Consider the following 23,794-nt stretch of genomic DNA (forward strand, 5'->3'; position numbering starts at 1 on the left):
GCGATTAAGGAGTATTGGGGTGTCGAGTACTGATGATGAGCAACTGGCCGAGTTCAAGGACTGGTGGCAGCGTAACGGCAAGCCCCTGGTCACTGGCGGCCTGCTGGCGTTAGTGGTGGTGTTCGGCTGGCAAGCCTGGACCAAGTATCAGGCCAACCAATCCCAGGGCGCCTCGATCGTTTACCAGCAATTGCTGGAAACTACCCTGACGCCGGACGGCAAGCCTGACCCTGCACAGGTGGCAGACCTGGCCGGCAAGCTGAAAAACGAATTCGGCGGTAGCACCTACGCCCAGTACGGCAGCCTGTTCGTCGCGAAAGTCGCGGTCGATACCGGCAAGCTGGATGACGCAGCCACCGAGCTGAAGGCCATTGCCGACAAGCCGACCAACCCGACCCTGGGTGAAATCGCACGTCAGCGCCTGGCACAGGTATTGGCGGCACAGAACAAGGCTGACGAAGCACTCAAACTGCTCGACGGCGATGCTGACAAGGCATTCGTGGCCACTCGCGAAGAGCTCAAGGGCGACCTGTTGGTCCAATTGGGTCGTACCGACGAAGCCCATGCTGCGTACCAAAAAGCCAAGGCGGCGCTGTCTGATGAAGCGGCGGTCGGTGGCTTACAAATCAAGCTCGACGACTTGGCCAAAGGGGATGCGTGACGTGATCCGTTGGAAACATGCAGCATTGCTGGCTCTGGCCGTTTTGGCCGCGGGTTGCAGCAGCAACAGCAAAAAAGAACTGCCGCCTGCCGAGCTGACCAGCTTCAAGGAAGAAGTGGTCCTGCAAAAACAATGGAGCCAATCCATTGGTGACGGGCAGGGCGACCTCTACAACCTGTTGCAGCCGGCGATCGACGGCGACAACATCGTGGCCACTGATTCCACTGGCGTCGTGGTTGCCATGGATCGCATGAACGGCGACGTCAAGTGGAAGAAAGACCTCGAACTGCCGGTTTCCGGTGGTGTGGGTGTCGGCTACGGCATGGTGCTGATCGGTACGCTCAAAGGTGATGTGGTCGCACTCGACTCCAGCACCGGCGAAGAGAAATGGCGCGCTCGCGTGACCAGTGAAGTGCTCTCGGCGCCAGCGACCAACGGCGATATCGTCGTGGTGCAGACCCAGGATGACCGCGTAATCGGTCTGGATGCCTCCACTGGCGACCAACGCTGGTTGTACGACAGCACCCCGGCGGTGTTGACCCTGCGTGGTACCAGTGGTCCGATTGTGACCAACAATCTCGCTGTGGCTGGCCTGTCGACCGGTAAAGTAGTCGCCCTGGATACCCAGAACGGCGTGCCGGCGTGGGAAACCCGTGTGGCTATCCCGCAAGGCCGTTCCGAGCTGGACCGCGTCGTGGACATCGACGGTGGCCTGCTGCTGTCGGGTGAAACTCTCTACGTGGCCACCTATCAGGGCCGTGTTGCCGCGCTGGACCTGCAAAGCGGCCGCATCAACTGGCAGCGTGATGCTTCCAGCTATGCGGGTGTCGCCCAAGGGTTTGGCAGCGTCTACGTGAGCCTGGCCTCCGGCACCGTTGAAAGTGTCGATGAGCGTTCCACCACTGCACTGTGGAGCAACGACTCGCTGGCTCGCCGCCAACTGTCGGCACCGGAAGTCTTCTCCAGCTACGTAGCAGTCGGTGACTTTGAAGGTTACCTGCACCTGCTGAGCCAGGTGGATGGTCGCTTTGTCGGTCGCCAACGTATCGACAGCGACGGCCTGCGTGCGCGTCCGCTGGTGGTAGGTAACATGCTTTATGTGTATGGCAACGGCGGCAAGCTGGAAGCCCTGACCATCAAGTAAGAACCATGCTTGGGGTAACACCCAGGCGGCCCTGCTTTTGCGGGGCATGCGGCATCTGACGATGCTGCCCCGAGCACCAGCCGCTGCCCTGCAGCGGCTTTTGTATTTTCTGAAATAACGAAGTGGAGAGCCGCATGGTTCCCGTAATCGCCCTGGTGGGCCGACCTAACGTCGGCAAGTCCACCTTGTTCAACCGCCTGACCAGGACTCGCGACGCCATTGTCGGCGACTTGTCCGGTCTGACCCGTGATCGCCAATACGGTGAGGCAAAGTGGCAAGGGCGCTCCTACATTATTGTCGACACCGGTGGTATCTCCGGTGACGAGCATGGCATGGACGAAAAAATGGCCGAGCAGTCGCTGCTGGCCATTGAAGAAGCCGATGTCGTGTTGTTCCTGGTGGACGCCCGCGCGGGCTATACCGCCGCTGACCAGATGATTGGCGAGCACCTGCGCAAGCGCAACAAGCGTTCCTATCTGGTCGCCAACAAGATCGACAACATCGATCCTGAGGCGGCCCGTGCCGAATTCAGCCCGATGGGCCTGGGTGATGCGATCCCGGTCGCGGGTGCCCACGGCCGTGGCATCACCCAGATGCTGGAAATCGCCCTGCGCGACTTCCCCAAGGATGATGTCGAGGAAGAAGAGGGCGAGGAAGAGATCGTCGCTGAAGGCGAGGAAGCCAAGCGCATTCCTGGCCCGAGCGAAAAAGACGGTATCAAGATCGCTATCATCGGCCGCCCGAACGTCGGCAAGTCGACCCTGGTCAACCGTATGCTCGGTGAAGACCGCGTTATCGTCTACGACCAGCCCGGCACCACTCGCGACAGTATCTACATCCCGTTCGAGCGTAACGACGAGAAGTACACGCTGATCGACACCGCCGGTGTGCGCAAGCGCGGCAAGATCCACGAAGAAGTTGAAAAGTTCTCCGTGGTCAAAACCCTGCAAGCGATCAAAGACGCCAACGTGGTGATCTTCGTGATAGACGCCCGCGAAGGCGTGGTGGACCACGACCTCAACTTGCTGGGCTTTGCCCTGGAAGCCGGTCGGGCCCTGGTGATCGCGATCAACAAGTGGGACGGCATGACGCCGAGCGAGCGCGATTTCGTCAAGATCGAACTGCAGCGTCGGTTGTTCTTCGTCGAGTTCGCCGATATCCACTTTATCTCGGCACTGCACGGTACTGGCGTGGGTAACCTCTACGCCTCGGTACAGAACTCGTTCAAGTCCGCGGTCACCCGCTGGCCGACCAACCGTCTGACCCAGATCCTCGAAGACGCCGTGGGCGAGCACGCACCGCCGATGGTCAACAACCGTCGGATCAAACTGCGTTACGCCCACTTGGGTGGTGCCAACCCGCCGATTATCGTGATCCACGGTAACCAGATCGAGAAGGTGCCCAAGTCCTACGTGCGTTACTTGGAAAACACTTACCGCCGAGTCTTGAAACTGGTCGGTACGCCGATCCGTATCGAGTTCAAGGGTGGCGAGAACCCATACGAAGGCAACAAGAACACACTGACCGACCGTCAGGTGAACAAGAAGCGTCGTTTGATGACTCACCACAAGAAGGCCGACAAGAAGCGCCGTGACAAGAAATAACGGCAGCTTTGCGTTGTAAGCGATACGCTGCAAGAGAGGGCTCCTTTGGAGCCCTTTTTTGTGCGCGGCCGTTTGTGCCTTGACCCGGTGCAATTGGCAGCTTAAAACTTGGGGCTCACCTGCAGGGGCCTCCGATGATCACCAGCAAGCTGCCGAATGTCGGCACGACCATTTTCACCACCATGTCGCAACTTGCGGCTGAAACCGGCGCGCTCAACCTGTCCCAGGGTTTCCCGGATTTCAATGGCCCGCAAGGTTTACTCGATGCAGTGGGCAAGCATATCGCTCTGGGTCACAACCAGTACGCGCCCATGACCGGCTTGCCCGTGTTGCGTCAGCAGGTGGCCGCCAAGATTGCTCGCAGTTATGGCGCCGCAGTCGATGCCGACAGCGAGGTGACCATCACTCCTGGCGCCACCGAGGCGATCTTCTGCGCGATCCAGGCGGTGATTCGCAGTGGCGATGAAGTCATCGTGTTCGACCCCAGCTACGACAGCTATGAGCCCTCGGTGGAGCTGGCCGGTGGTCGTTGCGTTCATGTGCAACTGAGTCTGGACGGTTTTGCCCTCGACTTCGAGCAGATCAAGGCGGCGCTGTCGCCGCGCACCCGCATGATCATCATCAACTCGCCACATAACCCCACTGGTGCGCTGATCAGCCGCGCCGAGCTGGACCAGTTGGCCGAACTGATCCGCGACCGCGATATCTACCTGGTCAGCGATGAGGTCTACGAACACCTGGTGTTCGACGGTGTGCCTCACGTCAGCATATTGGCCCATCAGGAGCTGTATCAGCGCGCCTTCGTGGTCAGCTCCTTCGGCAAGACCTATCACGTGACCGGCTGGAAAACCGGTTACGTGGTCGCGCCGCCGGCTCTGACTGCCGAACTGCGCAAGGTGCATCAATATGTCAACTTTTGCGGCGTGACCCCTTTGCAGTACGCTTTGGCTGACTTCATGGCTGATCACCCGGAGCATGTCGAAGAACTGCCGGCCTTTTACCAGGCCAAGCGCGACATGTTTTGCGACCTGCTGGGGCCATCCCGCTTCAGTTTTACCCGGGTGAGCGGCACTTATTTCCAACTGGTGGATTACTCACAGATTCGCCCAGACCTGGATGACATTGCCATGTCCTTGTGGATGACCCGCGAACACGGCGTGGCGACCATACCGGTCTCGGTGTTCTACCAGCACCCACCCCAAGGCCAGCGCCTGGTGCGTCTGTGCTTTGCCAAACGCGAGGAGACGCTGCAACAAGCAGCCGAAAAGCTATGCGTGATCTGAGTGCACTGCCCAATCTGAACATCGCCCTGATTCAGACCAGCCTGGTGTGGCATGACCGTCAGGCTAACCTTGAGCATTTTGAGCTGCTGCTGGAGCAGGCCAATGGTGCGGACCTGATCATACTGCCGGAGATGTTCACCACCGGTTTCTCCATGGAGTCAGCCACCCTCGCCGAGCCGGAAAAGGGGCCGACCCATCACTGGCTCCAGGCGCAGGCAACCAAATACAACGCGGTGATCACTGGCAGCGTGATTATCCAGGCCGCCGACGGTAGCCACCGCAACCGCCTGTTGTGGGCAAGGCCGGATGGCGAGGTGCTGCATTACGACAAGCGTCACCTGTTCCGCATGGCCGGTGAGCACGATCACTACACCCCCGGCGAACGCCAGGTGCAGTTTGAGTTAAAGGGCTGGCGCATTCGCCCACTGATTTGCTACGACCTGCGCTTCCCGGTATGGAGTCGCGATGCCCAGGACACCGACTTGCTGCTGTACACCGCTAATTGGCCCGGTGCACGTCGTCAGCATTGGAACCGCTTGTTGCCGGCGCGGGCGATTGAAAACCTGTGCTATGTGGCTGCCGTGAATCGGGTAGGCACGGATGGCAAAGGATTTGCCTATACAGGCGACAGCCAGGTGCTGGATTTCCAGGGTGAAACCTTGCTGAGTGCAGGGGAGGCGGACGGGGTGTTCCAGGTGATTCTGGATGCAGCGGAGCTGGCTGCTTATCGCACCAGGTTTCCAGCGAACCTGGATGCCGATAGCTTTCAGTTTGTCTGATAAACCGCTATCGGGAGCAAGCCCCCTCCCACTTTGATTTGCGAATACATTCAAATGTGGGAGGGGGCTTGCTCCCGATAGGGCCATCAGCGCCACCATAACCCCAAAGCAAAAAGGCCCCTGGATTCACACCCAGGGGCCTTTCACATTTCAGCAGCCGATTACGCCGCTTTGGCTTCCAACTGGCTCAGCGAGCGGTTCAGCGCACTGAACAGCGCCTTGAAGCTGGCGGTGGTGATGTTTTCATCAATGCCCACACCATGCACCGGACGTTCGCCGTTCACGCGCAGTTCAATGTAGGCGGCCGCCTTGGCATTGGTGCCCGCACCGATGGCATGTTCGTTGTAGTCCATGATCTCCACGCCAATCGGCAGGCCGGCCACCAAGGCTTCCAGCGCGCCGTTGCCTTTGCCTTTCCAGTGCAGGTTGGTTTCGCCCTGGCCCTTGCCGGAAACTTCCACCTCGACAAAGCTGTTGCCGTTCTCTTCCTGCAGGCGATGGCTGACCAGCGCGTACGGGGTGTTGGCTTGCAGGTATTCACGCTGCAGCAAGGCGTAGATCTGCGGCGCAGTCATCTCAAGGCCCACGCGGTCGGTTTCGGCCTGCACAACCTGGCTGAACTCGATCTGCATACGACGCGGCAAGCTGATGTCGTATTCCTGTTCCAGCAGGTAGGCGATGCCACCTTTGCCCGACTGGCTGTTTACACGAATCACCGCTTCGTAGCTGCGGCCAATGTCCGCCGGGTCGATCGGCAAGTACGGCACTTCCCACAGCGCATCGTCTTTCTGCTGGGAGAAGCCTTTGCGGATCGCGTCCTGGTGGGAGCCGGAAAACGCGGTGTGTACCAGGTCGCCCACATAAGGATGACGCGGGTGCACCTGGATCTGGTTGCACTCTTCAACGACTTTGCGCACACCGTCGATATCGGAGAAGTCCAGTTGCGGGTCCAGGCCCTGGGTGTACATGTTCAGGGCCACGGTCACCAGGTCGACGTTGCCGGTACGCTCGCCGTTGCCGAACAGGCAGCCTTCGACGCGGTCGGCGCCGGCCATCAGGCCCAGTTCGGTGGCGGCGACGCCGGTGCCGCGATCGTTATGGGTGTGCAGGCTGATGATCACACTGTCACGACGGTTGATATGGCGACCGAACCACTCGATCTGGTCGGCATAGATGTTCGGTGTGGCGCATTCAACGGTGGCCGGCAGGTTGAGGATCATCTTGTGCTGGGGCGTCGGGTTCCACACCTCGATCACTGCGTCGCAGACTTCCTTGGCGAACTCCAACTCAGTGGCGCTGAACGTTTCCGGGGAGTATTCGAAGGTCCACTGGGTTTCAGGCTGTTGGGCGGCGTATTTGACGAACAGTTTGGCCGCGTTGACGGCGATAGCCTTGATGCCATCCTTGTCCTGGTTGAACACGATGCGGCGGAACGACGGCGACGTGGCGTTGTACAAGTGCACGATGGCCTTCTTGGCGCCGCGCAGGGATTCGAAGGTGCGTGCGATCAAGTCTTCACGGCCCTGGGTCAGCACCTGGATGGTGGTGTCCTCGGGGATGTGGTTGTCTTCGATCAGGGTGCGCACGAAGTCGAAGTCGGTTTGCGAGGCGGCCGGGAACGAGGCTTCGATTTCCTTCACGCCTACAGATACCAGGGTCTTCCAGAAACGCAGCTTTTTCGCGGCGTCCATCGGCTCGATCAGCGACTGGTTGCCATCCCGCAGGTCAGAACTGCACCAGATCGGCGCGGTGGTGATGGTCTTCGATGGCCAGGTGCGGTCCGGAATATCAATGGTCGGGAACGCGCGGTACTTCGACGACGGGTCTTTGAGCATGCTCATCGGGAAATCCTTTGTTGTAGGGGCCGAGAAAAGGCGGCCTGCCGTGAAACTGTTTTTGGGGAGAAAGCTTGGGACGAGGCAGATCGATTCAGCCTGGCAGTCGTGCGCTGACGAGGCACAGGCTGCGGTGCTGGCGAAGCTGAATGAGGGTGTGAGAGGTTTTCATAAGCTCAACCCTAACCGCAGGGGTGAAAGATGGCAAGCAGTCGATAAAAATTGAGATAAGTTCTGCTCTGTGCAGAATAAACGAGATTTTATGCTGGTTTTGAAGTTGATATCTGGTTTTAATTGCGCGCCGGTGATGGGGCGCGCAATCGCGTGTTTCAGGGTTGGAATGCGCCGATAAAGATAGCCGGGTCAACCCGTGCATCGTTCAGGCTGACGTTCCAGTGCATGTGCGGCCCCGTCGCCCGTCCGGTCGAACCCACCTTGCCCACGACCGCACCGCGCACCAGTTGCTGGCCCACCTTCACGTCGATCTTCGACATATGGCAGAACATGCTGATAAAGCCCTGGCCATGGTCGACGAATACCGTGTTGCCATTGAAGAAGTAATTGCCAACCAGAATCACCTTGCCGTTCGCGGGCGTCTTGATCGGCGTACCGGCCGGCACGGCGAAGTCGAGGCCCGAATGCGGGTTGCGCTCTTCACCGTTGAAGAAGCGCCGCACCCCGAACTTGCTCGACAACGGGCCGTTCACCGGTTTGTCCAGCACCAGGTTGCTCGGCAGGGTGGGGCTGAAACTGCGGTAAGCCTTGAGCTGTACCGCCAACTCGCCTTCGATGCGCTTGAGCTGGGCTGGGTCAGGGTTGACCTGGCTTTTATTCTTCAGCGTGATGCGCTGTTCCGGGTACTTCTTGTAACCGACGATAAACGGCAAGTTGCGTCCGCCGCTGCTGATGCGCTCGTTACCAGGCTTGACCGTCAACGGGATACCGACGATGGCTAGCCAGTTGTCCTGTTCTTTGACCACCAGCACCGGTTTGCCTTGGTATGTGGCTTTGGGCGCCGTGGCGGCAGGTCCAAGTTCGACCACGGCCACACCACCGGGCACCGGTTTGTTCAAGGTGCGGGTGATATAGCTGTCCGCGTAGGTATTCATGGACAGGCACAGCAGCAACAAACTCAGTAGACGTGGCATCAATCAATCCAGTAGCGAAAGGGTGACGGGTGTCAGGTGATTGTCTTCCACCCGCACTTGCAGTTGACCTTCACCCAGGCGCGCGGTCAGGCGCTGGCCGGTGTGGGTTTGTGCGGCATTGCGAATCGCCTGGCCGCGTTCATCCAGCAGGATGCTGTAGCCACGGCCCAGGGTCGCCAGCGGGCTGACCACCTGCAACGTCTGCACCTGGCTTTGCAGTTGCAGGCGTCGGGCCTTGAGACCTTCGCGCATGGCTCGGGGCAGGCGTTCGGCGAGGCTGTCCAGGCGCTGGCGCAACAGCGCCAATTGGCGGCCCGGATGCTGGCCGGCGAGGCGGGTCTCCAGGCGAATCAAGCGCTCGCGACGGGTATTGAGGCCGCGCTCGAAGGCGCGGCGCATACGCATGTCCAGGTCATCCAGACGTTGTGCCTGCTGGCGCAAGCGCTCGCCCGGGTGACGCAGGCGCCGGGCCATGCCTTCCAGGCGCAGGCGGCTGTGGCTCAGGCGGTTGCGCATCAGCATCACCAGGCGCCGATGCAGGTTGTCTACCTGGCGCACCAGATGGCTGGCGTCCGGTGCCAGCAGCTCGGCGGCGGCGGAGGGCGTCGGAGCGCGCACGTCCGCCACGAAGTCGCTGATCGACACATCGGTTTCATGCCCGACGGCGCTGACGATGGGCGTGACGCAGGCGTCCACCGCTCGGGCCACGGCTTCTTCGTTGAAGCACCAGAGATCTTCCAGTGAGCCGCCGCCACGGGCCAGGATCAGCGCGTCGAAGCCGCGGGCATCGGCGAGTTTGAGCGCCCGCACGATCTGCGGGATCGCCTCGCGGCCCTGCACAGCGGTCGGGATCAGTGTCAGTTCAATGTTCGGCGCCCGGCGGCGGAACACACTGATGATGTCGCGAATCACCGCGCCGGTCGGCGAACTGATGATGCCGATACGTCGCGGGTGCGCGGGCAGCGGCACCTTGCGCTCGGCGCTGAACAGGCCTTCGGCGCTGAGCTTTTCCTTCAAGGCATCGAAGGCCAGGCGCAGCGCGCCATCGCCGGCAGGTTCCACGGTATCGAGGATCAGTTGATAGTCGCCACGCCCCTCGAACAACGAGACCTTGCCACGCACTTTGACCGCCAGGCCGTCCTTCAACGCCTGGCGCACGCGTGCAGCGTTGTTGCGAAACAGCGCGCAACGCACCTGGGCCCCGCTGTCCTTGAGGGTGAAATACACATGGCCGGAAGCCGGGCGGGCGAGGTTGGAGATCTCGCCTTCCACCCAGATATTGGTGAACACGTCTTCCAGCAACACCCGCGCGCGGCCGTTGAGCTGGCTGACAGTCAGGACTTCGCGGTCCAGGCCCAGACGGGCAAAAGGATCTTTAATCATGGGCGGCAGTTTATAGGCATTCGTGCAGGGTTTGACAGAACTGCTCTACCAGCGCGTTCGGCGCCTGCGCGCAGGCGAGGGCCACGGTGCTATGGCAGTCCGGGTCGGCCAGGGGTAAAAAGTGCAGGTTGGCGGGGGCGATGTCCTGCATGGATTTTGGTAACAAGGCAATGCCGAAACCGGCCTGGATCAATTGCAACTGCGTGGTCTTGCGCGACATCACCCGTGCGGCCCTGGGGAAAAATCCTGCACGCATGCACAGTTCGGCCGACAGATAACTCAGCCCGCCGCGTTGGGGATGGGGGATCGAGATAAACGCTTGGTCCTTTAGCTGCGCCAACTCCACCGGCGCGTCGCTGCGCGCCAACGGATGATTCGGCGGCACCGCCAGCACCAACGGCTCCGTGTACAACGGCAGCACACGCACGCCGTCGCGCTGGCGCAGTACGGGCAAGCGCAGCAGGCCGACGTCCAGGCGACCCTCGGCGATGTCCTCCAACTGGGCTTCGGAGGAGAGCTTGGCGATATCCACCGATACTCCAGGGCAGCGCTCTAGCCAGGTGCTGATGCCGTGCAATAACGCGCCGCTCATCGGCACTGTGCTCGAGTGACTCAGGCACAGCGTGCCAAGCTGGCCATTGCCTACTAGGGTCGCCACTTCGCTGGCCTTGAGCAACTCACTCAGCAAATTGCGCGCCCGTGGGTAGAACGCTTCACCGGCCGCTGTGAGCCGCGGTTGGCGTGCGGTGCGTTCGAACAATGGGGTTTGCAGTTGATTTTCCAGTTCCTTGATCTGCCGGCTCAAGGCCGACTGCGCCACAAACAGGCGTTCGGCCGCGGCACTGAAGCTGCCGCTCTCGGCGATTTCGACGAAGTAACGCAGTTGCCGCGTGGAGATCACGAGTCATGCCTTTTTGAGATGAGTGGCTAGCTTTGAAGATATTAGTCGCAACAGTCGCCAATGGCTAAAGTGAAGGCCATGTCCAACAAGGGATAACCCATGAGCCTGGTTGAGTTGATGAGTCAGTGGTCGTTCGGGGCTGTGGATTGGCTGGTGATCGGCCTGGGTGTGGTGCTGGCCTATGTGGTGTTTGGCATTGCCGGGTTCGGGACGGCCTTGGTCGCCGGGCCGATCCTGATTGTGTTTATGCCGCTGTCGAAGATCATCCCGTTGCTGGTGCTTCTCGACTTTGTCGCGGCGTTTGGCGGCTTGCTGCAAACGCGGCGCGATGTGAACAAACCAGAATTGCTGCGACTGCTGCCGTGCATGGCCGTCGGCTGCAGCCTGGGCGTAGTGTTTTTGCTCAACCTGCATTCGGACCTGTTGCTGTTGTTGATGGGGTTGTTTATCAGCGCCTATGCCCTTTATAGCCTGGCGGTGAAAGCCCGGCCGACGCAGCTGGCAGCGGGGTGGGCGATCCCTACGGGCACCGTCGGCGGCCTGTTTGGCGCGTTGTTTGGCAGTGGCGGCTTTTTATATGCCATCTATCTCAATAGCCGATTATCCAAGGACGCGGCGCGGGCCACGCAAAGCGCGCTGATCAGTTGCAGCACGGTCGTGCGTTTGAGTCTGTTCCTGATTGCCGGCGTGTATGCAGATTTGCCGTTATTGATGTTGGCGGTTTGCCTGTTGCCGGCGATGGCCCTGGGGCTGTGGTGTGGACGCAGGCTGACGATGCGGCTGTCCCGTGAGGCGTTCGTGCGGTTGGTGACATGGTTGGTATTGGCCAGTGGTATTGCGTTGATCGGGCGGTATGTGAGTACTTGACCTGATTTTTTCAGGGATTAAGCTGCCGTCCTCCCGGGCGTCATCGCGGGCAAGCCCGGCTCCCACATTGGAATGCGATCAACTGTGGGAGCCGGGCTTGCCCGCGATGGCGCCAATAGCCACACCGCAGGACTCCCATGAACTCCCAAAGCATCCTTGTCCCGAAAATCTCCACCTTGCCCGTCCACGAACCCCGCGCCCGGGCGATTGTGCGCTGGCTGGTGCGCAAGAACATCATCAAGGAAGAGCTCACCACTTGCGGGCGTACCGGCAACCGCATGGGCTACGCCCTGGCCGATGGCGCCCGCGCCGTGGTGCTGCACCCTGAAGCGCTGCCGTTCAACGAGCCGGTCAATGGCCTGGAGATCATCTACAAGCGTTGCATCTACACGCCGGCCAAGGGGTTCCTTGAAGAAGCCGGCTGCCCGGAATGCCTGAAGGAAGTTGGCGAGGCGCTGTTCGAAAGCCTGGAAGACTGGATGCCTGGTCACACCGACAACTTCACCTGCCCGCTGTGTGGGCATGAAGATGACATCAACGGCTTTCTGTTCCTGCAGGAATGCGGGTTTTCCAACCTGGGGTTCATCTTCAACAACTGGGCGGAGGCGGGGTTCAAGCAGAGCTTTATCGACGAATTTGCCGATTGGTTGGACCAGAAAATGAGCTGGGTCAAAGTCGAGCTTTAATCCTTCTATCAGTATTACCAAGTTTGTCAGAGTTTTACATTGAGCCGGGCAGGGTGCATGTATATAATGGCGCGCTTCCATTTTCCCGCTCGGGAGCCCCCGCGATGCTGCGTATCAGCCAAGAAGCTCTGACATTCGACGACATTCTCCTAGTGCCCGGTTATTCCGAGGTGCTTCCTAACGAAGTCAGTCTCAAGACCCGCCTAACCCGTGGCATCGAGCTGAATATTCCCCTGGTTTCCGCTGCCATGGACACCGTCACCGAAGCCCGTCTGGCCATTGCCATGGCTCAGGAAGGCGGCATCGGCATCATCCACAAGAACATGACTATCGAGCAGCAAGCTGCCGAAGTGCGCAAGGTCAAGCGTTACGAAGCCGGTGTGGTGAAAGATCCAATCACCATCGAAGCCGACGCCACCGTGCGTGACCTGTTCGAACTCACTCGCATGCACAACATCTCCGGCGTCCCGGTGCTGCACGATGGCGACCTGGTCGGCATCGTCACTTCCCGTGACGTGCGTTTCGAGAACCGCCTTGAAGTCACCGTCCGTGAAGTGATGACGCCTAAAGAGCGCCTCGTTACTGTCAAGGAAGGCGCCGACAAGAACGATGTGCGCGAACTGCTGCACAAGCACCGCATCGAGCGCGTGCTGATTGTCGACGACAAATTCGCCCTCAAGGGCATGATGACCGTCAACGATATCGAAAAAGCCAAGGCTTACCCGCTGGCCAGCAAGGATGACCAAGGTCGTCTGCGTGTCGGTGCTGCAGTCGGCACCGGTAAAGACACTGGCGACCGCGTTTCGGCGCTGGTTGCTGCCGGTGTTGACGTGGTGGTGGTCGACACCGCCCACGGCCACTCCAAAGGCGTGATCGACCGCGTACGCTGGGTCAAGCAGAACTTCCCTGAAGTGCAGGTGATCGGCGGCAACATCGCCACCGGCGCTGCCGCCAAGGCCCTGGCCGAAGCCGGCGCCGATGCGGTCAAGGTCGGTATCGGCCCTGGCTCGATCTGCACCACGCGCATCGTCGCCGGTGTGGGCGTGCCGCAGATCAGCGCCATCGCCAACGTCGCCGCCGCCCTTGAAGGCACAGGCGTGCCGTTGATCGCCGACGGCGGCATCCGTTTCTCCGGTGACCTGTCCAAGGCCATCGTGGCCGGTGCTTCCTGCGTGATGATGGGCTCGATGTTCGCCGGTACCGAAGAAGCGCCTGGCGAGATCGAACTGTTCCAGGGCCGTTCGTACAAGGCTTACCGTGGCATGGGTTCGCTGGGCGCCATGTCCCAGGCGCAAGGTTCTTCCGATCGTTACTTCCAGGACTCCTCGGCAGGCGCCGAGAAGCTCGTACCGGAAGGTATCGAAGGCCGTGTGCCGTACAAAGGCACCCTGAGCGCGATCATCCATCAACTGATGGGCGGCCTGCGTTCCTCGATGGGCTACACCGGCAGCGCCGACATCGAAGAAATGCGCACCAAGCCAGAGTTCGTACGGATCACCGGCGCAGGCATGGCTGAATCCCATGTCCACGACGTGCAGATCACCAAGGAAGCGCCAAACTACCGTGTAGGTTGAACCTTCCAGCAAAATGTTAAGTAACCGGGGCTGTTCTTTCAGCCCCGAGTTGTTTCTGATTCATTAGACGAGACTGACTTCATGGCCCTCGACATTCACGCCCATCGCATCCTGATCCTCGATTTCGGTTCCCAGTACACCCAGCTGATCGCCCGCCGCGTGCGTGAAATCGGCGTGTACTGCGAACTGCACCCGTTCGACATGGATGACGCAGCGATCCGCGAATTCGCCCCTAAAGGCGTCATCCTCGCCGGTGGCCCCGAGTCCGTGCACGAAGCCAACAGCCCGCGTTGCCCGCAAGCGGTATTCGACCTGGGCGTACCGGTGTTCGGTATCTGCTACGGCATGCAAACCATGGCCGAACAACTGGGCGGCAAGGTGGAAGGCTCCGAGCTGCGTGAATTCGGTTATGCCCGTGTGGACGTGGTCGGCAAGAGCCGCCTGCTGGACGGCATCGAAGACCACATCGACGCCGACGGCCTGTTCGGCCTCGACGTCTGGATGAGCCACGGTGACAAGGTCACCAAGATGCCGGAAGACTTCCACATCCTGGCCAGCACCCCGAGCTGCCCGATCGCTGGCATGTTCAGCGACGAGCGTCGTTACTACGGCGTGCAGTTCCACCCGGAAGTGACCCACACCAAGCAAGGCGGGCGCATCCTGTCGCGCTTCATTCTCGACATCTGCGAGTGTGAAGCCCTGTGGACCCCGTCGAAAATCGCTGAAGACGCCATCGCTCAGGTGCGCGCCCAGGTCGGTACCGACAACGTGTTGCTCGGCCTGTCCGGCGGCGTGGACTCCTCGGTAGTTGCTGCCTTGCTGCACAAGGCCATCGGCGACCAGCTGACCTGCGTATTCGTCGACAACGGCCTGCTGCGCCTGCACGAAGGCGAGCAAGTGATGGCCATGTTCGCCGAGAACATGGGCGTCAAGGTGATCCGCGCCAACGCCGAGGAACAGTTCCTCAACAACTTGGCCGGCGAGTCCGACCCGGAGAAGAAGCGCAAGATCATCGGTCGTACCTTCATCGACGTCTTCGATGCCCAGTCCAACAAACTGGACAACATCAAGTACCTCGCCCAGGGCACCATCTACCCAGACGTGATCGAGTCGGCCGGCGCCAAGAGCGGCAAGGCCCACGTGATCAAGTCCCACCACAACGTGGGTGGCCTGCCTGAGGAAATGAACCTCAAGCTGGTAGAACCGCTGCGCGAGCTGTTCAAGGACGAAGTCCGCCGTCTGGGCCTGGAACTGGGCCTGCCGTACGACATGGTCTACCGCCACCCATTCCCAGGCCCGGGCCTGGGCGTGCGTATCCTCGGTGAAGTGAAAAAGGAATACGCCGACCTGCTGCGTCGCGCCGACCACATCTTCATTGAAGAACTGCGCAAGGCCGACTGGTACCACAAGGTCAGCCAGGCGTTCGTGGTGTTCCAGCCGGTGAAATCGGTTGGCGTTGTAGGCGATGGTCGTCGTTACGCATGGGTTGTTGCGTTGCGTGCCGTAGAGACGATCGACTTCATGACAGCGCGTTGGGCACACCTGCCGTACGAACTGCTGGAAACTGTCAGCGGCCGTATCATCAATGAAATCGAAGGCATTTCGCGCGTGACGTATGACGTGTCGAGCAAGCCGCCGGCGACGATTGAGTGGGAATGATCGGACGTCCGGCATTGTCCGGCACGATCTAGCAAGAAATGCCCTGGAGCCCGCGTAATTGCGGGCTTTTGGCTTTTTTGGTCTGGCAAATTCTGGCAGCTTTGTGCATCGCCAAGCACCGTGTTTGTATGGCATGGTACGGGGCATTGACTGAGCCAAATGCCATGTTCGGTGCTCGATACCATGTCGCCCTAGTAGGGAAGGGCATGGTATCAAATCTCATCATCAGCCCGGTTTTATTGGGTTTTATCGCGGTGTATGAGTGCTTTTCTGAGCATGGTATTTTTTCCATGGAATCCGTAACTGCCATGCTGACCGATACCAAGCTGCGTAACCTCAAACCGCAAGAAAAACTCTACAAGGTGAACGACCGCGACGGGCTGTACGTGGCCGTCACTGCTGCCGGTTCCATCTCATTTCGTTACAACTACTCAATCAATGGCCGTCAGGAGACCATCACGTTCGGTCGTTATGGCGTGGGTGGCATCACACTTGCGGAAGCCAGAGAGCGCCTGGGCGAGGCTAAAAAGATGGTTTCGGCGGGTAAGTCACCTGCCAAAGAGAAAGCCCGTGCCAAGGCACGCACTAAAGGGGCAGAGACGTTTGATGCTTGGGCTGAGAAATGGCTACGTGGGTATCAGATGGCTGACTCAACCCGGGACATGCGCCGATCGGTTTACGAGCGCGAGCTAAAGCCGCACTTCGGTAATCAGAAACTGGTGGAAATCAATCATGAGGATCTGCGAACGCTGACAGATGCAATTGTGGAGCGTGGAGCTCCAGCCACGGCCGTGCACTCCCGCGAGATTGTGATGCAGGTGTTCCGATGGGCGATAGAGCGTGGCCAGAAGGTTGAGAATCCGGCTGATCTGGTGCGTCCTGCAAGCATCGCTAAATTCGAGCCACGTGATCGCGCTCTAGGGCCTGACGAAATCGCGTTGATGTATCAGTACCTGGGCCGCATCGGCACTGCCTCATCCGTGAGAGTCGCCGCTAAGCTGCTGTTGCTGACCATGGTTCGCAAAAGTGAATTGACCAACGCTACCTGGAACGAAATCAATTTCAGCGAAGCCCTGTGGACTATTCCGAAAGAGCGGATGAAGCGGCGCAATCCCCATTTGGTGTTCTTATCTCAGCAGGCGCTGGATTTTTTCATTGCTCTGAAGACGTTTGCCGGTGGTTCGGATTACGTCTTTCCCTCTCGGTACGATTCCGATTTGCCAATGAGCACCGCGACGATCAATCAGGTGCTGACGCTGACCTATCGGCTCGCGCAGAAAGAGGGGAAGCCGTTGAGCAAGTTCGGACCGCATGATTTGAGGCGGACATCGAGCACGCTGCTGCATGAAGCGGGTTATAACTCAGACTGGATTGAGAAGTGCCTTGCGCACGAGCAGAAGGGCGTACGGGCCGTCTATAACAAGGCCGAATACCGCGATCAGCGTCGGGCGATGTTGCAGGATTGGGCGGATATGATTGACGAGTGGACGCTTAACCGGCCACGTCGAAGCAACGTCGGCAAAGAATGAAGTTAGAATTTTCGATCTTATGATGATGGCTGCTTTCGAGTTCGTCGTCTGATGGCCGCAGATACTGCTTGGCGTGATACGCCAAGTTGCCGGGCAATTTCAGCCTGATTGGTAATGCCTTGATTCAGCAAGTCATCCACCGAGCTTGTTGGTGACTTGAGTATCTGGAGCTGGCTATAGGCCGTTTTCCTGACCTCAGCCCATGTCTCTATATCCCACCTCGGGAGAACAGCAGCTCCTTGGGACCAGATTTTTGCAATTAAATCCTCATACTCTAATGCATACCTCCGGTCGCGCTGATAAGCGCGCCGAGCTTCATTGCTACGTCGCGGGTTATGAGCCTCACAGTAAAGTTTGCTCGGTCTCGATGCGCCTTCGGAATGGCTCGGTAAAGCCGCAGGCCACATTAACTCGCCCTGGCACGTCCAGGTAGAAACGAGCATTCGACGCTCGACGTGCTCACGGAATGCTTCTACCGAAAAGTCTCCACGTAATTCCTGCCAGTCGCAGTATCTCCCCAGCATACGAGAGGCTTCGTATTTGCCGAACTCTCCCTCCAATGCCCGTTCGTAGCGAGCGACCAAGTTAGCGGTTTTTTCCTGAGCATCTATACGCATAGAGTTTGTTAGCGGCACTGCTTTGAGATTTCCGCGCTCCAGACGCTTGAACACTTTTGGCGCCGCCATGCTGATCGCATATTCGGTAGACCGCCAGCACAGTTCGCAGAAGCCCCAATCGTACTGACTGCTCAACTTCGACCGGATGCGATCAGACGACGTATCGCTTTCTCTAACCAGCATTTGCAGAAGCGGGTCGTAGGTGCTCGACGCTTTTTCGTTTTTTTTCATCGTCTGATGATAGCGCTGAATGACAACCAAATTCTAACTTTTCTGCGCCCTATTTCTGGCGCTAGAGGGCATTGTCAAGCATCTGACAACTCTGAAGGAAAGTGACCTCATGGAGAACAAAGCAAAGAGCAAGACACTCATCAACCGCAAGAAATTGCACGCGATGATCCCGCTTGCTGAGCGCACGATCTACAACATGGAGCAGCGGGGCGAGTTCCCGCGCCGTATCGCGCTAACCAGTCGGAATGTTGCGTGGGATCTGACTGAAATCGAAGAATGGATTGACGCACGTAAATCGTCGGGCATTCACGCGGTTCGTCCCGGAACAGGGGCTTGAATCATGGCTATTGATTTACGGGCGGCGTTCGAGAATGAACCGCCTGTACTGGACTTTATATGGTCCGGTTTTCTCGCGGGAACGGTCGGAGCGCTTGTGGCTCCCGGAGCCACCGGAAAGAGCTTTTGGGCGTTGGAAGCCGCAATGTCCATTGCGTGCTCTGTTGCCGGTGGCGACCTTGTAGGGCTTGGCCCTAAGCGCACTGGACGTGTGGTCTATTTCGCCGGAGAAGACCCGGAAGTCGCGTTGGTGTGCCGCGTTCATGCCATAGGTCAACACCTGAATCAGCAGGCTCGCGAGGCCATCGCGGAGAATCTAACTATCAAGCCCATCATGGGCAAGCTCATGAACGTGATGGATGACCAGCAACGTGCTGACGTAATCAAATTCTGCGATGGTGCCCGGCTGATTGTGCTGGATACCCTGAGTCGGATTCACGACCGGGACGAAAACAGTAACGGAGACATGGCGCGACTTGTCGCCACTCTTGAGCTCGTCGCGGCCTGCACGGGGGCTTCAGTCCTATATCTGCACCACGTCAGCAAGGGAAGCGCCCGCGAAGGCCAGACCGATCAGCAGCAAGCAGCGCGTGGTGCGTCCGCGCTTATCGACAATGCCCGTTGGTGCGGTTTCGTGGCAAAGATGACAAAAGACGAGGCTGAGGGCTTAAGTGATCGGGCTTATGACAGGCACCCCATCGGGGATGACCGGCGAGGGTGCTTTGTACGCTTCGGTGTGTCCAAACAGAACTACGCTGCTACGCAGCTTGATCGTTGGTATTTGAGGCACGGCAGTGGCGTGTTGTTGCCAGTGGACCTGCTGGTAGCTAAACAGGATGGTGGAAAGGGGCGGCACCGTGAGCAAGCATGACTTGACACACGCCCGCCACGACCCCGTGCATTGTCTGGCACCGGGCCTGTTCCGTAGCCTCAAAAAAGGAGAACGAGAGCGTAAGCGCAGCAAGCTAGACGTGGTATATGACTACGGCAATGGTAAGCGTATCGAGTTCAGTGGACCGGAACCGCTGGGGGTCGACGATCTCCGTATTTTGCAAGGACTTGTGGCCATGGCCGGGCCTTATGGCCTTGTACTGTCCCCCGACCCACAGACAGAAGCCGGTCGGCAGCTACGGCTATTCCTTGAGCCAAAGTGGGAAGCAGTCCAGCAGAATGCGATGGTGGTCAAAGGCAGTTATGGGTCGTTGGCCAGCGAAGTGGGCTATGCCAATAAAAACGATACCGAACGAGTACGCGATTGCATCGAGAGGCTCTGGAAAGTCTCCATCATTGCTCAAAACGGAAGTAAACGGCAGGGCTTTCGCCTGTTGTCCGAGTACGCCAGCGACGAGCAGGACGGCAAACTATACGTGGCATTGAACCCTCTGATTGCTCGCGCGATCATGGGCGGGCAACACATCCGCATAAACATGGATGAAGTGAGGGGGCTGCAGACCGATCCCGCCCGTCTGATCCATCAACGTCTATGTGGCTTTATTGACCTCGGCAAGTCGCGGCGGGTCGAGCTGGACACACTTTGTGGCTATGTTTGGCCAGACGAGACGACGAAACCAAATACTATCAAAAAGCGCCGTAAAACCGCACGTAAGGCGTTGGTCGAGTTGGTCGCTGTGGGTTGGAAGCTGGACGAATATGCCAAGGCTAAATGGGAAATCGGGCGTCCCAAGGGCCACGATAACGGCCCCCGCCCCACGTTAACAGTACCCGGCTCCCACGTTTTCAGTACCCAAACCCCACGTTAACGGCACCCGGCCAGTTTCTGAAAACCCAGCAGCGGTAGGTCTTTGCGGGCAGTTTGCGAATTCCATCCAAGATTCTCTAAGAATCTCCAACATGCGCGCTTCGCGCCGCGCCTTGAAGGCGCAGCGCATAGCTTGCTGCTCTTGGTCGGCCTACGGCCGTTGAACACCAAAAGGGAAGGGCACTTGCCGGGTCTCTGCATTGGCCTCGTTGCGAGCAGTGAGACTGTCCGTCGAATACACACCATCAGCGCACCTGAAAAATCGTGTCGTCAGTGCGTTCAGATTTACAACAAAAAAGAAAGGGTAGGGGCAATCGACCCCATGCGGCAGGTAAAGCAGCCGCAAATCCGGTCTTTGCCGCGTGGTGCAGCCACTTCCAGGAGGTTGACATAAAGGGTGGCCTTTTGGCTTATCGTCCAGTGCGCGACCCTTCAGGGCGTCTGAGTGTGTAATAGACGGGGCCGACCACTGCTCTCCTTTTGGTGTCCACAAAAAAGCCCTGCATGTGCAGGGCTTGGGTTTAAGAGAGTTAGAGTTGAGGCTACTTTCTGTTGTTCGACGTATCAGCACGCACTTGATCGAGCTGTGCAGCTTGTCGTTTACTGCCGAATAGAGGCAACCGGTTGTAGGATTGAGCCGCGCCTAACAGACCAACTGCCACAGGCAGGGCCAGCGGGCTGATCCGGGACTGCAATGCATAGTAATGCTTCCCGACAGCTTCCAGTTTTGCACCATGGCCACGCGAGCGTAGCCAGCGGCCGAGGAGCTGCATACCAAAGGCGTAAGCAGTGGCAAACACACAAAAAAGGATAAATTCGATCATTAGGGACGCTCCGTTTTGTTAGTGTCGTTTTGGGATTGAGTAGGTACTGCCGCTGGCTCTTGAGCCGGGCGAATGATGTTAGACGTCTCGCTTGCTTCAATGCTGTTATCACTACAGCTACCAGAACCACTATCGACCTGGCTTTGAACACCACCAAACCCGCCACCCATGCTTGCCGCGCCTTCCATGCCGGGCACAGAGATAGCAAAAAGGATGCCTGCGCCTCGCGTTAGCGCGTTGGCCACCTGATGTCCGCTAATGCCGCCGCTACCCTCCTGCGCGTCGCCAGTGCATTGTTGGGAAGCTTGCGGGGTTGATGAACGACCGCCGCCTTGAACCCCTTGTGGGGTCGCGGCGGCCTCGCCATTGGGATCGTTCCCGTTGCCTTGCGCCGCTTGCCCGGCCTGTTTGGCCGCTTGCTGTACGCCTTGGCTTGACAGCGGAACTGGGCCGCTACCGCTAGGGCCACCAGAGGCGCTCCCCCCGACCTTGGCACCAGCCGATTTAGCGGCAGAACTGCCGCCAGTGCCAGAACCGACGCCCGCGCTACCCGCGCCAGTGCTGACTGCGCCACCACCTGCACCGGCCGCACTACTACCACCGGCAAAGCTGGAATTGATCGATGCGGCAAGGCCACCACTACCGGATGCCGCACTTGCAGCACTAGCACCACTACCGGCAGCGCCGAGTGCCCCTGCGGCTGCCGGAGCTGCGGCGCCTGCGGTCGCAATAGTGGCCACTGCGGCGGCTGCACCAGCCGCACCAGCCGCAGCCATACCACCGAGAGAGCTGCCACCACCCATAGACGAGCCGTTAATCATGCCCGCTATCAAATCAGGGATGGTTTTGGTTAGGTAAGCGCACATCAACGACAATCCAACCAAAGTCATCAGAGAAGCCTCATCATTGGTATAAGCAGCTTGCCACTTCTCAGCTACAGACAAAATCAGGCCAACTATCAGCGTCACTATGAATAACTTAGCACCCACAGAAACGGTGTAGCGAATAACGGCCAGCGTGTATTCTCGCGTCCATTGGGATGCGCCAAAGGCCATAAAAAAAACAGAGGCATTAATAACAACATAAGCCTCAACCAAAGTCACAAAGACGAACGCCGCAATGAAGGAAAAAGACAGCAAAACAATGAGGGCGGCGAGCGCAACAACGATATTTAGTGACCCGTTAAAGATGCTTATTCCGCTCAGAATCGACCGAGAAAACTCGACCGCCATGGCAAACATGTCACCTGGCATTAGCTCAGAAGTTGGCAAGCTCGCTGCGTGTGCACCTGCTTGCCTGAAGCTATCAATAATGGCACCTGCCCACTCCGTTGAGTGGTCAAGCAGGATATTGAAAAAACCGATGATCATAAGGAAGCGGATCAATTCGCCGATTAGCTCGCTGAAATCCGCCTGCTTGAACACCAATGGGACAAACGTCCATATAAATTGGATAAGGGCCAAACTCCAAAATACAGTTACGGCATAGCCATGAAGACGAGGCCCCCAGTCATTAGAGGCATTTTGTATTAATACTAAAAGTCCTGTCATTGACGTGTTGCTTTGCGCCAAATCAAGACCCGCAGCCATTGCGTTTCCAAAGGGCAGCAACAGTGATGCTAGAACTACTGTGAAAATAGTTGTGCGTCTCATATTTAGAATCCCTGAGATGGGCCGCGAGTATTCGGGCGCTCTTGGAATTTTCGAATGGCTGCATCAGATTGTTTAATTTTTTCAGCAACTGTTGCGCAGTCACTCCCGGCAGAAATAATGTTGTTCAAGGCCGCGCCACCAATTCCCGATACAGTGATCAGTACAGCCAGAAACCATTTTTGAATCATCATGTTTAGAACCCCTGAGATGGGCCGCGAGTGTTTGGGCGTGATTGGAATTGTTCAACAGCAGCATTATTTGTTGCTTGGCGCTCGGTTTCTTGAGCAATGTAGTTGCCTTGCAGGGTTATTTGGGTCGCTACCAAGTCACGTAGTTTTTGGAGCTGCTGCACGTTTGAAGCTGCAATCTCGTTCCCGGCTTGGATGGCCTGCATGCGACCAGCCGATGACTGCGAACGGTTCACCAGTTGTTCAAGGTGCGCATCTTCTGTCTCAAACGTGCTGATGTTCATGCCCGCTGCTTGCATCGCCGTCTTGGCGTTATCGAAGCCTTGCGCTGACCATTTTTCATAGCGATCCGGCATCACGTCCGTTGCCTTGCCGCTCGACTGGATGAACTTCTGCAAATACGTCTTATAGCCGGGAAACTGCGTGTTGAATTGCGAGTCTAGATTCGCCACGTTGCGACCCAATGACTGAGCCCGGTTATAGATGCTGGCCACGCGCTGCATGTCTTGGGTGATCCTGCCAAACATGCTGTTCGGCAACGAAACGCCCTGCGTGACCATGTTGTTGTATTGCTGGACTTGCGTCGAAAGCTGCTCTGCCGTGTTCAGCGCCGTGTTGACTGCTTCAGCATACTCGAACATCTGTTGATAGAATGTAGAGCAATTTGTGCAGTAGATAGCAAAGGCGTTCTGTTCGGTGAAAATTAACGTAAAAGCTGTTAATAATAATCTCCATCCTTTTATCATTTTTTGTATCCAGTGCTTATATATCATAATGAATTAACGTGGTTGCTTGCAGTAACGAGAGACGTAACGTGTGAACTGCACATATCCAAAGCTAAATCGATCAACGTATTCCGCATAGATCCATGCAAGAGGGTAGCCGAGTAGTATTTTAGTTTCTAACTCCTTTTTGATGGAGAAGAACTCAGAGCGGCCAGCTCTTCTTTTTATAGGCTTTAGATTATTGTTTTGCATCGGCTTTCCTCCTGTTGATGCTGTTAGTTCTAGCATGGATAAAAGCATAGGAAAACACAGAATAACTAGGTAGAGAAAATTAATGAAATATAACGCGATTATATGCGGTTCAAGGAAATTTGAGTCGGATCTAAGCAATTCAATGCGACTGTATGCG

Annotated in this window: 22 protein-coding genes; 13 read left to right on the forward strand and 9 right to left on the reverse strand. The window is 58.0% G+C overall.

Annotated elements, in window-relative coordinates:
• Positions 1-19: 19 nt before the first annotated feature.
• The 5 genes from E4P00_RS18305 to E4P00_RS18325 all read left to right on the forward strand — a co-directional run bounded on the left by E4P00_RS18305 (position 20) and on the right by E4P00_RS18325 (position 5,471).
• Positions 20-661, forward strand: coding sequence for a YfgM family protein (locus E4P00_RS18305; protein ID WP_003194010.1), 642 nt, complete (start codon positions 20-22; stop codon positions 659-661).
• Entirely contained in the window at positions 654-1,805 is a 1,152-nt protein-coding gene (gene bamB / locus E4P00_RS18310; RefSeq protein ID WP_005791169.1) for an outer membrane protein assembly factor BamB, read from the forward strand. Before E4P00_RS18305 ends, bamB begins: the two co-directional genes overlap by 8 nt.
• Positions 1,806-1,939: 134 nt before the next feature.
• Positions 1,940-3,409, forward strand: coding sequence for a ribosome biogenesis GTPase Der (gene der, locus E4P00_RS18315; RefSeq protein ID WP_248132406.1), 1,470 nt, complete (start codon positions 1,940-1,942; stop codon positions 3,407-3,409).
• A 134-nt stretch (positions 3,410-3,543) separates the two neighbouring features.
• On the forward strand, positions 3,544-4,692 hold the full coding sequence (locus E4P00_RS18320) for a pyridoxal phosphate-dependent aminotransferase (RefSeq protein ID WP_248132408.1): 1,149 nt from the start codon (positions 3,544-3,546) through the stop codon (positions 4,690-4,692).
• A complete protein-coding gene (locus tag E4P00_RS18325) occupies positions 4,680-5,471 on the forward strand; it encodes an amidohydrolase (protein WP_032879610.1) in 792 nt (263 codons plus the stop codon). Before E4P00_RS18320 ends, E4P00_RS18325 begins: the two co-directional genes overlap by 13 nt.
• A gap of 161 nt (positions 5,472-5,632) precedes the next feature.
• Here the strand turns inward: E4P00_RS18325 and leuA are convergent, their stop codons facing one another.
• The 4 genes from leuA to E4P00_RS18345 all read right to left on the reverse strand — a co-directional run bounded on the left by leuA (position 5,633) and on the right by E4P00_RS18345 (position 10,738).
• Positions 5,633-7,312, reverse strand: coding sequence for a 2-isopropylmalate synthase (gene leuA, locus E4P00_RS18330; RefSeq protein WP_078822255.1), 1,680 nt, complete (start codon positions 7,310-7,312; stop codon positions 5,633-5,635).
• A gap of 323 nt (positions 7,313-7,635) precedes the next feature.
• Positions 7,636-8,454: a M23 family metallopeptidase gene (locus E4P00_RS18335; RefSeq protein WP_032879612.1), complete on the reverse strand. Its 819-nt coding sequence runs from the start codon at positions 8,452-8,454 to the stop codon at positions 7,636-7,638.
• A 3-nt stretch (positions 8,455-8,457) separates the two neighbouring features.
• Positions 8,458-9,837: an exodeoxyribonuclease VII large subunit gene (xseA, locus tag E4P00_RS18340; RefSeq protein WP_032879613.1), complete on the reverse strand. Its 1,380-nt coding sequence runs from the start codon at positions 9,835-9,837 to the stop codon at positions 8,458-8,460.
• Between the two features lie 10 nt (positions 9,838-9,847).
• Positions 9,848-10,738 carry a LysR family transcriptional regulator gene (locus E4P00_RS18345; RefSeq protein ID WP_248132410.1) on the reverse strand — a complete coding sequence of 297 codons (891 nt, stop codon included), beginning with the start codon at positions 10,736-10,738 and terminating at the stop codon, positions 9,848-9,850.
• Positions 10,739-10,837: 99 nt separating this feature from the next.
• Here E4P00_RS18345 and E4P00_RS18350 point away from each other — a divergent pair, with 99 nt between their 5' ends.
• From E4P00_RS18350 to E4P00_RS18370, 5 genes are all read left to right on the forward strand, one after another.
• Entirely contained in the window at positions 10,838-11,605 is a 768-nt protein-coding gene (locus tag E4P00_RS18350) for a sulfite exporter TauE/SafE family protein (protein ID WP_248132412.1), read from the forward strand.
• A gap of 137 nt (positions 11,606-11,742) precedes the next feature.
• Complete coding sequence (locus E4P00_RS18355; protein ID WP_005791157.1) at positions 11,743-12,291, forward strand: hypothetical protein; 549 nt, start codon at positions 11,743-11,745, stop codon at positions 12,289-12,291.
• A gap of 104 nt (positions 12,292-12,395) precedes the next feature.
• Positions 12,396-13,865, forward strand: a complete 1,470-nt coding sequence (gene guaB / locus E4P00_RS18360; RefSeq protein WP_248132414.1) for an IMP dehydrogenase — start codon at positions 12,396-12,398, stop codon at positions 13,863-13,865.
• An 81-nt stretch (positions 13,866-13,946) separates the two neighbouring features.
• Complete coding sequence (guaA, locus tag E4P00_RS18365) at positions 13,947-15,524, forward strand: glutamine-hydrolyzing GMP synthase (protein ID WP_005791155.1); 1,578 nt, start codon at positions 13,947-13,949, stop codon at positions 15,522-15,524.
• 308 nt (positions 15,525-15,832) lie between these two features.
• The gene (locus E4P00_RS18370) at positions 15,833-17,053 is read left to right on the forward strand and encodes a site-specific integrase (protein ID WP_248132468.1); all 1,221 of its coding nucleotides are present in this window, start codon (positions 15,833-15,835) and stop codon (positions 17,051-17,053) included.
• A 17-nt stretch (positions 17,054-17,070) separates the two neighbouring features.
• Here the strand turns inward: E4P00_RS18370 and E4P00_RS18375 are convergent, their stop codons facing one another.
• Positions 17,071-17,931, reverse strand: a complete 861-nt coding sequence (locus E4P00_RS18375) for a hypothetical protein (protein ID WP_248132416.1) — start codon at positions 17,929-17,931, stop codon at positions 17,071-17,073.
• A 79-nt stretch (positions 17,932-18,010) separates the two neighbouring features.
• Here E4P00_RS18375 and E4P00_RS18380 point away from each other — a divergent pair, with 79 nt between their 5' ends.
• From E4P00_RS18380 to repC, 3 genes are read left to right on the forward strand one after another with little or no spacing between them, the layout of a single operon-like run.
• Positions 18,011-18,238 carry an AlpA family phage regulatory protein gene (locus tag E4P00_RS18380; RefSeq protein WP_122763839.1) on the forward strand — a complete coding sequence of 76 codons (228 nt, stop codon included), beginning with the start codon at positions 18,011-18,013 and terminating at the stop codon, positions 18,236-18,238.
• 3 nt (positions 18,239-18,241) lie between these two features.
• On the forward strand, positions 18,242-19,108 hold the full coding sequence (locus E4P00_RS18385) for a helicase RepA family protein (RefSeq protein WP_248132418.1): 867 nt from the start codon (positions 18,242-18,244) through the stop codon (positions 19,106-19,108).
• A complete protein-coding gene (gene repC, locus E4P00_RS18390; protein WP_248132420.1) occupies positions 19,074-19,997 on the forward strand; it encodes a replication protein C, IncQ-type in 924 nt (307 codons plus the stop codon). Before E4P00_RS18385 ends, repC begins: the two co-directional genes overlap by 35 nt.
• Before the next feature lie 541 nt (positions 19,998-20,538).
• Here repC and E4P00_RS18395 read toward each other — a convergent pair.
• Genes E4P00_RS18395 through trbJ form a run of 4 tightly spaced genes read right to left on the reverse strand, consistent with a single transcriptional unit; the run spans position 20,539 to position 23,406 of the window.
• Complete coding sequence (locus E4P00_RS18395; RefSeq protein WP_248132422.1) at positions 20,539-20,820, reverse strand: hypothetical protein; 282 nt, start codon at positions 20,818-20,820, stop codon at positions 20,539-20,541.
• Positions 20,820-22,472 carry a P-type conjugative transfer protein TrbL gene (trbL, locus tag E4P00_RS18400; RefSeq protein ID WP_348984613.1) on the reverse strand — a complete coding sequence of 551 codons (1,653 nt, stop codon included), beginning with the start codon at positions 22,470-22,472 and terminating at the stop codon, positions 20,820-20,822. Before trbL ends, E4P00_RS18395 begins: the two co-directional genes overlap by 1 nt.
• Positions 22,473-22,474: 2 nt before the next feature.
• Positions 22,475-22,663, reverse strand: coding sequence for a hypothetical protein (locus E4P00_RS18405; protein ID WP_248132426.1), 189 nt, complete (start codon positions 22,661-22,663; stop codon positions 22,475-22,477).
• A gap of 2 nt (positions 22,664-22,665) precedes the next feature.
• Positions 22,666-23,406: a P-type conjugative transfer protein TrbJ gene (gene trbJ / locus E4P00_RS18410; protein ID WP_248132429.1), complete on the reverse strand. Its 741-nt coding sequence runs from the start codon at positions 23,404-23,406 to the stop codon at positions 22,666-22,668.
• Positions 23,407-23,794: the final 388 nt, after the last annotated feature.

The sequence above is a fragment of the Pseudomonas sp. B329 genome (genome assembly GCF_023127835.1).
Classification (GTDB): Bacteria; Pseudomonadota; Gammaproteobacteria; order Pseudomonadales; family Pseudomonadaceae; genus Aquipseudomonas; species Aquipseudomonas synxantha_A.